The 12394-nt window shown below is 40.4% G+C and carries 13 protein-coding genes; 2 read left to right on the forward strand and 11 right to left on the reverse strand.

Features of this window, described 5'->3' with window-relative positions:
* Nucleotides 1-225 precede the first annotated feature (225 nt).
* Nucleotides 226-1083 (forward strand): Rpn family recombination-promoting nuclease/putative transposase, encoded by an 858-nt coding sequence (locus tag V7K36_RS09895; RefSeq protein ID WP_335115282.1) that lies wholly within the window; start codon nt 226-228, stop codon nt 1081-1083.
* Nucleotides 1084-1103: 20 nt separating this feature from the next.
* Here V7K36_RS09895 and V7K36_RS09900 read toward each other — a convergent pair whose 3' ends face one another.
* From V7K36_RS09900 to V7K36_RS09950, 11 genes are all read right to left on the reverse strand, one after another.
* Nucleotides 1104-1895, reverse strand: a complete 792-nt coding sequence (locus V7K36_RS09900) for an ABC transporter ATP-binding protein (RefSeq protein ID WP_335115284.1) — start codon at nt 1893-1895, stop codon at nt 1104-1106.
* Between the two features lie 490 nt (nt 1896-2385).
* The gene (locus V7K36_RS09905; protein ID WP_335115286.1) at nt 2386-2601 is read right to left on the reverse strand and encodes a hypothetical protein; all 216 of its coding nucleotides are present in this window, start codon (nt 2599-2601) and stop codon (nt 2386-2388) included.
* Nucleotides 2602-2662: 61 nt separating this feature from the next.
* On the reverse strand, nt 2663-2863 hold the full coding sequence (locus tag V7K36_RS09910) for a hypothetical protein (protein WP_335115288.1): 201 nt from the start codon (nt 2861-2863) through the stop codon (nt 2663-2665).
* A gap of 762 nt (nt 2864-3625) precedes the next feature.
* The gene (locus V7K36_RS09915; RefSeq protein WP_335115290.1) at nt 3626-4576 is read right to left on the reverse strand and encodes a branched-chain amino acid ABC transporter permease; all 951 of its coding nucleotides are present in this window, start codon (nt 4574-4576) and stop codon (nt 3626-3628) included.
* Nucleotides 4577-4625: 49 nt separating this feature from the next.
* Nucleotides 4626-5228, reverse strand: a complete 603-nt coding sequence (locus V7K36_RS09920) for a Uma2 family endonuclease (protein ID WP_335115292.1) — start codon at nt 5226-5228, stop codon at nt 4626-4628.
* 20 nt (nt 5229-5248) lie between these two features.
* On the reverse strand, nt 5249-6199 hold the full coding sequence (locus tag V7K36_RS09925) for a branched-chain amino acid ABC transporter permease (RefSeq protein ID WP_335115294.1): 951 nt from the start codon (nt 6197-6199) through the stop codon (nt 5249-5251).
* A gap of 7 nt (nt 6200-6206) precedes the next feature.
* Nucleotides 6207-7466, reverse strand: a complete 1260-nt coding sequence (locus V7K36_RS09930; RefSeq protein ID WP_335115296.1) for an ABC transporter substrate-binding protein — start codon at nt 7464-7466, stop codon at nt 6207-6209.
* Nucleotides 7467-7726: 260 nt separating this feature from the next.
* Complete coding sequence (locus V7K36_RS09935) at nt 7727-8053, reverse strand: DUF6464 family protein (RefSeq protein ID WP_334940345.1); 327 nt, start codon at nt 8051-8053, stop codon at nt 7727-7729.
* A gap of 229 nt (nt 8054-8282) precedes the next feature.
* On the reverse strand, nt 8283-8777 hold the full coding sequence (locus V7K36_RS09940; RefSeq protein ID WP_335115298.1) for a hypothetical protein: 495 nt from the start codon (nt 8775-8777) through the stop codon (nt 8283-8285).
* A 1201-nt stretch (nt 8778-9978) separates the two neighbouring features.
* Complete coding sequence (locus tag V7K36_RS09945) at nt 9979-11031, reverse strand: 1-acyl-sn-glycerol-3-phosphate acyltransferase (protein WP_335115300.1); 1053 nt, start codon at nt 11029-11031, stop codon at nt 9979-9981.
* A gap of 278 nt (nt 11032-11309) precedes the next feature.
* A complete protein-coding gene (locus tag V7K36_RS09950; protein ID WP_335115302.1) occupies nt 11310-11477 on the reverse strand; it encodes a hypothetical protein in 168 nt (55 codons plus the stop codon).
* Nucleotides 11478-12139: 662 nt separating this feature from the next.
* Between V7K36_RS09950 and V7K36_RS09955 the strand changes: the two genes are divergently transcribed.
* A complete protein-coding gene (locus V7K36_RS09955; RefSeq protein WP_335115304.1) occupies nt 12140-12394 on the forward strand; it encodes a helix-turn-helix domain-containing protein in 255 nt (84 codons plus the stop codon).

A 12394-nucleotide genomic window follows, 5' to 3' on the forward strand; every position in this document is an offset into this window, starting at 1 on the left:
GTGACCACACAAGCCACGCGACGCCGAATAGCCAGCCGTAGGCATCGCCCAAATTTTTTCATAACTCATTCTTAATATCTGGCGATCGCACAAACCCATCACTAGCTGTTACCAACATTGCGGACGAATAAAGCAGCTAAAAGCTTACTTGATAAATATTCTTTAGATGTAATACTACACTTCAAGTTACGATAAATCTCACTTCTTGAGAGCATCTACACCCCGATGGCAAAACCTGCTGATGTCAGCACCAAAAAATTAATCAGTCTCGCCCCCGACAACTGGGTAAGATGGGTAACACAGATTCCTAATCTCGTTGCTGAGGAAATTCTCACCAGTGAATTTCAGTGGATTAGCCGAGAAAGTGATGTATTAATCCGTGTCACAAGTCCCCAACACGGAGAATTTCTGCTTCTCAACGAGTTGCAATTACGCTATCAATCCAAAATGCCACGTCGGATGCGTGCATACGCTGCACTTGCGGAAGAAAAATATAACTTACCAACATACCCCGTTCTCATCAATATTCTTAAAACTGGTAACAACGAAATACCCACAAGCTTTACATCAAATATTGCTGGATTACGGGCAATACAAGATTATCGGGTAATTAACCTGTGGGAAGTTGATGTGAATATTGCTTTTCAACAACCTTTACCATCCTTACTACCGTTTGTACCCATTCTCAAAGGTGGTGAAAATGAATCTACTATTAGAGAAGCATTGCAAATTCTCCGTGCTGATGAACAACTAAACCAACTGGAAACGGTCTTAGCCTTTTTTGCTACATTTGTTTTAGAAACTGCACTCGTTCAAGAAATCATGAGGTGGGATATGGCTGTGTTACATGAGTCGCCTTGGTATCAAGAAATTTTACGCGAAGGAGAAGCACGCGGAGAAGCACGCGGAGAACTGCGAGGAATACTTTCTAGTATTGAAATTAATTTAGAGTTAAAATTTGGCAACACTGGATTACAGTTAATGCCACAAATCACGGAAATTAATGATATAGAGCGTTTGAAGATAATTTTACGGAACGTTGTAACAGCAAATAATATTGAGGAATTACAACAGGTTTTGTAATTTAAGCAGATAGTTAGATATCATTCATTTCCCAAATATGCTTCAATTACAGCCGGGTCATTTCTGACAACTGCTGGTTCACCCAATGCGATTAATTGTCCAAAATCTAAAACGGCAATGCGATCGCACAAACCCATAACCAATGGTACATGGTGTTCAATGAGGATGATCGTCAAATTGAAGCGATCGCGCAGGCTGCGAATAAATGCACTCAATTGCTGCCTTTCGTTGGGGTTCATCCCCGCCGCCGGTTCGTCGAGAAGTAAGATTTGCGGTTTTAATGCTAAAGCGCGGGCAATTTCTAGCCGACGCTGATCGCCGTAAGCAAAGTTTTTGGCTTTTTCGTCAGCGCGATCGCTCAATCCCACCAAATCTAATAAATCTAAAGCTTTTTGCTTAGTTTTCAATTCTTCACTAGGCGCTGGTGGTAATCCCAAAATTCCTGTAATCATATTACTTTTAGTGTGTAAATGTCGGGCAATGATCACATTTTCTAATGCCGATAATTCCCCAAACAAGCGGATATTTTGGAAGGTACGGGCGATACCTAAAGCAGCAATTTGATGAGGACGCAGTTGGAAAATTTCTGTACCTTGATAAATTAATTGGCCGCTAGAAGGTGGAATGAAGGCAGTAATCAAATTAAACAGTGTTGTTTTGCCAGCACCATTTGGGCCAATCAGTCCAAAAATCTCATGTTTCTTTACACTAAAAGATACATTATTTACCGCTACTAGACCACCAAAACGGCGAGTCAATGCTCTTGCTTCTAAGACAATACTGCTGTTAGCTGCTGGAATACTGTATGACATTTTTGCATATTATTATGAATATAGGACTTATATCATGTCCGCTTGATTACTTATTAAACCCCAAGAACCCCACACGCCAGATGCTCCACTTGGGGAGACCCCTCTGAGCGCTGGCTCCCCTTAATCCCCTCTCCGCTTGCGGGGAGGGGAGACAAAGCGTAGCTTTGGCGGGGTGCAATGACTATGAGAATCATAACTAATTAGCCGGACATGATATTACGCAATAACTCTCTGAAACTGTAACCGTTCACAGGATCTGAAACGCCACAGTCACGTCGCTTCTCTAACGAGACGCTGCGCGAACGCTCCGAATTCAAAATTCACGCATTCAAAATTCAAACATTTTTAATCCCCATAAATAAATTTAGTTGCTCTGCAATATGGACCGGAGCTTTCGGAGTCTCCGGCTTTGCGCCGAATTTAAAATGCTGAAGTTTCAACTGTTCTTCATAACGCCGAGTATGCGTCGGGCAAAGGGCTGCTAATTCGTCTAATTGTCAATGGCACAGCGAATAACAATCCTTTTCTCACCAGTATCCATTTCGCTTTCTGGTGTCTCGTCCTGGGAAACCAGTCCTAGCTCCTCTGGAAATGCGATCGCTTCTATATTCTCAACTCTATTCGAGTCTTCAAATCTAGCTAGTAATTTTTCTTCTGTTTGAATTACCTCTACACAAAGGAAACAGCTCCAGTATCGATCACCCAAAGTGAGTAAGAGCAAAATCTATTTGATGTCTACGTCTCCAAAAGGGACTCTCAAGCCAGCGCTACTCCTCTAAGTATTGGTAGCGCAGCATATGGAGATATTGGAAAAAGGCGCGTTCTGTTACCATTCGGTAAGCTAGCTGGGCTTCTTTGCACCCTCTGAGATAATCAGCGATAGCATTGCCAGCATAATAGCCACTCCCTAGTGCAGAACCAATGCCGTAAGAAGAAATCGGATCATAGGCAAAGGCTGCATCACCCACAGCCAACCAACCTTTTTACTTTCTAAATTTCGGTGCGTCCTTTTTGTTCAGAAATGAGAAAAATAGGGAGAAACTAAGTACATAAATAGATATGTTTTCAATAAAACCGCGTAATCCTACTCATTCCAGTTAACCAGCACCCCATCTACGCAAGCAATCCCTCACTGCCCAAACTTAGCCAGCACCTTTTTAATCACTATCTGCAAAGCCAGATGATCATTCCAGCATGACTACAAGTACTCGAAGCCTGGGTTTTGTCTTAAAATCTCACCCATCTTGAGCCTTGCTAGTCGTTCAGGACGGAATGCAGACCGCGCAGCCGCTTCACTTAAGGGACTTCCAAATAAAAAAATATCCCATCGCTTTTAGGGCAGGGGGCAGGGAGATCTTAGCTGGGGGAGAGAAAATCGTTAAGATTTAAGTGAGATTGGATAATTTATTTCTTGGAAGTCCCTAAACATTTTTCAGAATTTGGCACAGACGCGGCGGAACCTTCACCCTCATGATCCGCTTTCACTTCTTCTCTACGAGACGCTTTGCGAACACGCGAAACTGAGTGTACATGAGGGACGACATTATAAGAAGTTAAGTCCGTTTGTTGCCTGTCATCAAGAAGCTTTAGATAAATTCCTGGATTAATTCTGGAAATACGATCAAAAATTATTAGCTTATCGAGATTCTCGCAGTGAGGATAAAGCAAGAGAACTAAAACCCATTTTTGACTGTAGCGTTTCAGATCCTGTGAACGATTACCTGAAACTTTTATTCCTTTGCGTCCTTTGCGGTTCGTTTTTTGATTATTTTGCGTCTTGGGAAAATCTCTGGAGTAATTAGCCCTTGGGGGAAAAAGATTGTACCTATTACTATTAGTAAACCAAAAATAATTAATCTCCCATCGCGCAAAAATTGTGCTAACCAATTAGGTAAACCACCAGTATCAGCTAGGCTTCGCAGAATCTCTGGTAAGGCTGTAAATACCATACCTCCGACTACCGGTCCTAAAAAAGTTCTTGAACCACCAATCAAAACAAAAGTTAAATATATAATACTGGCATCAAAAGTCCCTTGACGAGCATTCCAGGTATTAAGGAAGTGGGCGCTAATTGCACCTACAACTCCTGCAAGTATAGCCCCTAGTGTAAATGCCAAAACTTTGTAATAAGTGGGATCAATTCCCATTGCACCCGCAGCTAATTCATCTTCACGGATAGCGATAAAAGCCCTTCCGACGCGGATGCGTTCTAAACGATAAAGCAGCACCATACTAATTAATAGTAAGGGTAAAGCAATCCATAAATATTCAATTTGTGTTTGGAAAGGTTGAGGAATACCAAAAATTCCGACAGCACCGCCTGTAATATCCAAATTTAGGGAGATGACGCGCAGAACTTCCACAAAAGCGATAGTAGCGATCGCTAAATAAATTCCTCGCAACCGTAACGCTGGAATTCCCACTATTACACCCAATAAACCAGAAATTATACCTGCAATTAACATCTCCAAAAACAACAATGGAAGGGGATATAAACTACTGCTAGATGTCAAAACTTTTGTGGATAAAATTGCTGCAATATACCCACCTAAAGCATAAAATCCTGGACTAGCTAAAGATAATTGTCCTGTCATTAGCGGTAAGTAAAGCGATAACCCTAGTAACGCCCCTAATACCATAGAGACAATTAGAGAACCGTAAGTAGCAAAAAAATCAGCCATTTTAAAACATTTTGATTAAGCTTAATCAAACTATCGCTTTTCTTTACTATTAAGCTGTTAATATTTGCTCTGCTGTCAGCGCCAGTTCAGGAAAAGTTAGTGATACAATCCGTTCTGAACCTCTAAACTGTGTGCGTTGGTATTTTGCCTCAGCATCTAATAGAAAAACAAACACAGCCGGAACTTTTGGATTTCCCAAATACTCTCTTAGCCCAATTGCTAAATAATCGACAATCCAATATTCTGTAATACCTAAGCGTTGATATTCATCTAATTTATCAATGTAGTCATCTTCCCAATTAGTTGATGTCACCTCTATAGCTAATTGGATGGGTTCTTCAAGTGCAGAATAAGTAGAGCGATTTGAGCGCCATGTATCTTTATCTATGACACTTACATCAGGCTTGCGCCCTTGCTCTATGCCATTGGCAGTTATAGTTTTAAAGACTGCTGTGTTTTTTACTACATAATTCAGATTTAGACGTTTAATTTCATCTTTGAAAGAGTCAGCCGTAAAGTCAGCGACATCATCATGATTTCTGGTTGCACGCACTTCTACAATTTCTCCATCTACAAGTTCATATAAACCTTCCTCTGGACACTGTTCCAAAAATTGATCAAAAGTTAATTTTGGTTTGGTGTATGTTTTCATGGCGCTACGTCTCCTTATCCTTAAACTTTCTGAATAAACCGCCGTCCCAGTAAACCTTGGGGTCTAACTAATAGCATGATAAACAAAATTCCAAAAGCTACTGCGTCTTTATATCCAGAGTATTCGGCGGGTACAAATGCCTCTACTAATCCAATTACTAAGCCTCCCAGCACTGCACCGGGAATACTACCTAAACCACCTAAGACAATTACCGCTAAACCTCGCAATCCAAAAGCAATGCCGAAATATGGCCCTGCAATACTAACACTAGAGGCAACTAAAGTTCCTGCTAATCCTGCTAAAAAACTGCTGATGAAGAATGTTAAAATGATAAAGCGATCGCTATTAATTCCTAACAAACTCGCTGTAGTTGGATCTTCTGCGATCGCCTGCATTGCCTTACCATATTTAGTTCGATTGATAAAATAGGTAAGAATTGACACAATCACCACTGATACAGTAAAAATTACCACCTGAACACTACGAATCGGAATTGGGTTTTCTGGACTCCCAAAGTTAATCGCAGGGGGCAAATTACCGTAAGTATTTGCGGGATATGTGTAACTTTCTGCGCCTACTAAATACTGAATTAAATTCACAATTACTACTGCTACCCCTAAGCTGGAAACAACAGTTAGTAAAGGGTCTGACCCTTGACGCCGCAAAGGTTGAAAAGCAATCCGTTCCATTACTACCCCTACCAATCCCGCCAAGGTACTTCCTAAAATCAAGGCTATAGCAAATGGTAATTTTATCGGCAAGGCTGCATTAGCTAGCAAGCCGTTAAATCCAAAGCTACCACCCATGAGTGCATAAGTGAAATATGCACCCAAGGTAAAAATCGCGCCATGAGCTAAATTAATGATACCCAAAATGGAATAAACTAAGGTATATCCTAAGGCAAAAATTGCATAGACACTGCCGATGGATAACCCATTTAATAATTGCTGCAAAAACTGATTGATATTCATCTAGCAACTATTTTATAAATGTGAATTTACCCTGACTTCCGTCTTTCGCCATCTTGATTTGGGCTACATAAAAATCTTTTTGAACAACTTCACCTATAGGGGTAAAACTAATTTCACCCAATGGTGTGTTGTATGTCCCGACAAGTATTTGTTTGTTTAATTCTGTCCGCAATTCTGGTAGCTGTAATTTGTTGACTTTGCTCTTTTTATCTAAAGCTTGAAGTGCTTCGACATAAACCTGCACTGCTGCAAAAGCTTGGGCACTAAACTGGGGTGGTTCTTTCTTGTATTCTTCACTATAAGCTTTACGAAATGCCGCGTTAATTTCACCTGGATGTTCTGGACTGTAGGCTTGAGCAATCAACACGCCATCGCAAAGTGCTTTACAAACTGGCAATATATTCGATGTATTTAGACCATTTCCACCGACAATTAAGCCTTTATAACCTAATTCTCGCAATTGTCGGATTAAATTACCACCATCAGCAGCCAAACCAGAAATAATCACCAAATCTGGTTTGAGATTAATCGCATTGGTAGCTTGGCTTTGAAAATCTGTATCACTGGTTTGGAACTTTTGTAGTGTTACCAATTCCAGCCCTTGATCCTTAACTGTTTGCTGAAAAATTTCCGTTTCTGATTTGCTATATGAATCATTTTGAGCATAAAAAACTGCGACTTTTTTAAGTTGGGGGTTCAGCTTAAGTGCAGCTTTCACCGAATTAGGCGCAACGATGGAAACTGGTGCAGAAACACGAGCAACATAATCACCAATTTCGGGAATGTTTTTAGCAGTATTCGATGGTCCAATAATTGGTACTTTTGCACGATCGCCAATGGGGTCAGCACTAAAAGCTTGCTGTGATAAAGTTGGGCCCACAATCCCAACAACTTTATCTTTGTTAATTAAAGTTTGAAAAGCGTTAATTGCCCCTGCTTCATCACCGCTAGTATCTTGAAACACCAATTTAATTGGAGTCCCGTTGACACCACCTTTACGATTAAAATACTTCTCGGCAAGTTTGATTCCAGCAACTTGTTCTTGACCTAGTAATGCCACGTTGCTAGTTTGAGCAACGGCAATACCGATGGGAATAGCAACCGACGATCTACCCGTTGTCGCTGGAGTATCAGTTGCAGTATTATTTGTGGTACTATTTGGACTATTATTTGCAGAAGTCACAGTCTTAGTGCCACCACCACAGCCTGTTAGTAGCAAAGCGCAAGTTGATAATAATGCTGTTGTCCGAGCGATCGCGTTGTTCATCGTTAAATAATCATGTAGTTATTAGATATTCGGCAAAAGCTAGTAGTAAAGTTCATAATCTGCAAACCAAATAACGCAGATTTACACTCTTGCACGAATTCTATTAAATCATTCTTATTTCACCATGCAAAGACAAATATTCAAAGTGTTTAGAAATACAAATTATTATAGTTAGTAATGATTTTATCATGTCCCGGTTCTATTTGGGAATGTGCTATGAAGTCGCTTTGTAAGTTCAGTTGAGTACTAAGTAGGCACTCTTAAGCCTTTTCTTTACTATCAGCTAATTTCTTAGGTTCATAATGGCGGCAACCGTTACATGGTCCATCGGGATTGACAGCACAGCGAATGTAACCAGATCGGGCATTAAATTTGCAGCTGATATCGCCAATCAGATAACCCACCCCTTCTAAATAATAGCGATCGCCTTCAACCGATCTGACGTTTTGCCCCCCCTGCACCGATGTAAAATTCATGGCTGCTTGTCTGAGCCGTAAGCGCGCTCGCAAATGGGTTTTGTGGATTACCCAGAGGGAAATCAGGGACGGTAAAAAACCAACGGCAATCACTAAAAGTGTCTTTAACACCTTCTTTTTACCTCTTCTGTGCGCTGATTGATTGTCCCTGATGTTGCACTCTGGTTTTACCGGAGTGCAAATCTTAGGGCAGCTTTGCCTATTTGCCACCAATTGTGGCTGCAATTAGCAATGGCAGTGTGATATCTATAGCAATTTTGAGGAAAAATTTCCTTCTGCCACTTCAATCAGCATAACTGTTACAACCTCAAGGGTGAGCTGCCGTTGAATGTTGATAATTTTAAGATTTGTTGACTAATACCTTTTTGAACAGGCATTTGGTGTCAGCCTTGGCTCCACTCTTGTTTTTTTTGTGTCGCTGCAATGCTAATCTTTTTTTGGTTTGCTGACGAAGTTGCTCTGCTAGCAGTGCGGCTTCCCTTTCGGCTCGGAATAAATCAACTTTTCGCGTCGTCAAAATAAATGATTCGTCTGGCTTTCGTTTCACCCAAGGGACGCTAACTGCAAAATACTGACAAATATGTTTACCTAACTTCTTTATCAAAAGTGGGTAACGTTTTTGAGTATTAAGTGTGTTAGCGATCGCTTTTAACTCTAATATTGCTGCTTCTAACTCACCCGCCATCTGATTGATGCGTTTGACTTGCGCTATCAAACGCTCCCGTTCACTAATAATTTTTTTCTCTTGGGGTTGCAGTGGCACTATTGCAGTAGTTACAGATGTTGGCTGCAACAGCAAAATAGGCTTTTTGTCCGTGTCTGGGATTTTTTTCATACCATCTCAAGCAAGGCTAGCTGACTTGTAAGGCATTTTAGCAGCAAAATAGTATATTTGTACTAAATAAAAATATATTAAACAAGAATTCAGAATCAATACTTAGGTAAGTATTAGCGAAGGGGGAGCAATAATCAAAGCCTTTCTCTCTGTGGTTAAGGTATAGACACAAGTCATCGAATTACCCAAAACAAAAACCTCACCCTGTCCTAACAGACATCCCTCTCCTTAATAAGGAGAGGGACAGGTTTTGCGTAGCAGAACCAGGGTGAGGTTTCTTTGGGCTATTCGATAAATTGTAAATTGTGTTAAGAGAGACTTCTGTTTACACAGTAGCTCCCTGTGGGGTAAAGGTTTGGAACGGGGTTCTAAGAATAAATTGCATATTGCGTTACAGTTTCTAACAAAACTTACGCAAACAATAGCTGAAAAGAAAGATTTTTAGGTAGGGGCAATTCATGAATTGCCCTTAGAGCGTGTACTTTTGTGTAAGTCCTATCTAAAAAGAAAGGTGGTCTAAATTCTTGCCGAAACAACCCAAGACAAGGGTGTGCTTGGCTGTTAGGCAAGTTGTTACAATTTCAGCAACCATCACTACGGATGGAGAAGCCATCGTTAGGAAAATGACGGTTTCGTTCTTAAAATCCAAATTTTCCCCTTAAAATCAAAATTTATGCATTAAAGGCACGATTTTTTCCTTAAAATCACGACTTTTTTCTTAAAATCACGACTTTTTCCTTAAAATCACGACTTTTTCCTTAAAGTCATGATTTTTTTCTTAAAGTCATGATTTTTTTCTTAAAGTCATGATTTTTTTCTTAAAATCACGATTTTTTTCTTAAAATCACGATTTTTTTCTTAAATAGAACCTACGCATTGAGAGAAAATACCAAACATGCGTCAATACGCTTGGGTTAGAGCCAAAAACCAAAACCAGCGTAGGTTGGGTTGAGGAACGAAACCCAACATTTTGCAGGGTTTGTTGGGTTTCACTTCGTTCAACCCAACCTACAATTATCCTTAACTGAACTGTATTGAAACATGCGTGATGAAAAAAACCGGAACACACCTAACCCCCTAACCCCCTTCCCGAAGCGGGAAGGGGGAAAAATTCAAAGCCTCTCTCCTTTTAGGAGAGAGGTTTGGAGAAAGGTCAAAATTGTACTTCACGCTTGTCGAAAACCGCTATATTCACGCCAACTTACTTATTTACCATCAAAGTAATTTTAGTTTGCAGTTTTTCTCGTAATTCTTGCGCCTGTTGATAAATTGCTACACGCCCTTTACTGGAGTGAGTTTTCAACCCTACTTCTTCCAAAGGCTGAATAAAGTAGCGCAGGCGAGTTCTCATTGCCCAAATTCCCATTGAGGGAAACAGAATTAAGACAAGCATCAAAGGCGAGAAAGGCAAGAATGGTAATTTGACTAGTCGTTGCAATTTGGGGAAATTAACAGTCCAAGGATGTAAAGATTCACTACCGATGCAAACTACTGGGAGAATGGGAGTTTGATAGCGATCGCTCAACTTAATAAAACTTACATCAAACTTTTCTAGTTGATAGCGTTTTTTCCAACCTTTCAGAGGGCCGCGGATACCTTCGGGTGCATATAAGAGAATTTTACCTTGAGCGTTTGCCGTAGGCGTTGGCGCTGCGATCGCTGTCTCAAAATCATCTAATTCGGCTCGGACACCACCTAAAACCTGCGGCCATTTAGGTGGTAGCCACCAAATCACCCAAGGATGCTCAAATAATGCTGGACTTGCTACAGGTTGGACTTTCCATTCTCTAGCTTCACTTAATAAATAACCCAAGGTCAAAAAATCCCAAGGAAAACACATCCCGGCGTGATTCATTGCCACAATCAATGGCCCTGTTGGCGGCAAGTTTTCGACTTGTTGCAATTCTCCCCGAAAATAGTATTTAACGATGGGGCCGAGAATTTCTTCGCCAAAAGCTTGTTGATATTTGGGATCAAATTCACCAACTTCTTTTCCGGGTAAACGAAAACCAAGACGCAACCAGCGACTCAGCAGCGCCAGATAAAATCCGCCTGGAATTAAAAATAATCCATATTCTGGCCAATTCCAACCATCTGGATCGGTTTGATAGTGCTGCCAATGGCGGTTAAATAAAATTAGCCAGCCTGGAGGATACCAAAGACAAAACCAATCAAACCAGCTAAATATATAGCCTTTGCCTGGTGCATTTTCCAGTTGAGTCTTTAAGAGGTTTTCGGAGTGTTTATTAATCAAAATAGTGATATAAATTAGGCAAAAATTTTATTTAAATCTGATTGTAGCTTTACAGCTTTACCATTGGCATCTTACCTGAGAAGTAAAATTAGCTACATATTATTTTAATAAACATTTCAGATAGTGTTGTCAGAATTAACAATAATTTGGAAACACTTATAAATGCAAAGTATTAGATAAAACTTATATAGCGGTTCCCAAGTGCATTAAGTACATATTAAAACCTCACCCCCAACCCCTCTCCTTACTAAGGAGAGGGGAGATAAAGCACATTGGTGTCAACTTAAGCTAAAAGTCTTTTCAAATCTCGTTTCCAGCAAGAGGCTGGAAATGCTGCTCAATTGCGGCTCTGCCGCCAGCAAGGGAGGCGGAGCCTCTAGAACGGCATTTCCAGTCGGAGACTCTTGACGAGACAATCTAAAAGCTGGTTCTAGGCAGATTTTCACGCTAAGTTGACACCAGTGTAACCCCTCTCCTTAATAAGGAGAGGGGAGATAAAGCACAGCTTTATCGGGGTGAGGTTAAGCTGTACAATGTAATGCACCAGCCATAAACTTTTGGCGATGCGTGATCGCTGCTGAGAATCATCAAATTGCCTTGAATAATACTATTGTGGCATCACATACCAGACAAAATTTAATGTTTATTTTATAAATACTAGGACTTACGCACTGTACAAATTAATTATGGGATGCATTTACGAGAATAGGTTGTTTCAGGGTTTTATTGATCATTTTTTGATGTGAAATAGATCCGCTCTGTCGGAGCAATTCATGAATTACCCCGACTACAGATGTAGTTTTTAAAACATCCATATTTGGTATTTCCTGTCAATGCATAAGTCCGAGATACTTTTTACAGTGAACATTAAGCAATAAAGACTGATATAGGACTCCTACTTGATTTTTGAACAAAATTCAGTACACCTTTATTCCTTCTTCCCAGTTAAGAGTTCCCTCTCTCTACGAGCGATTCAGGAATCAAATCAGATTCCTATAACTGATATCGGTATTCTGCCAAAAGATGAAATTGATAACAACTGATGATTATTTAAATTCTTCCTCAAGCTGGAGCCAAATGGCGAGACATCTGTCCTAATCTTCCTATTATGGAACTAGGAAAGCCACTAAAAATTTCAGATTTAATCCGTGAACTTCGGCAGCAACTCGAGCTCTCTCAGGAAAAGTTCGCAGCCAAGTTGGGAGTTTCCCTGCGAACAGTCAATCGTTGGGAGAACGAATCTACAGTGCCTTCACAGATGGCACTAAAGCTAATTGAAGAAATGTTACAGAAAATGGGGAAACCAGGTAAAAGACTACTGAACGAGTATCTTCCAAAAGCGGAGCAACGGGAGGACTCTTAA

The sequence above is a fragment of the Nostoc sp. genome (assembly GCF_036919555.1).
GTDB lineage: Bacteria > Cyanobacteriota > Cyanobacteriia > Cyanobacteriales > Nostocaceae > Nostoc.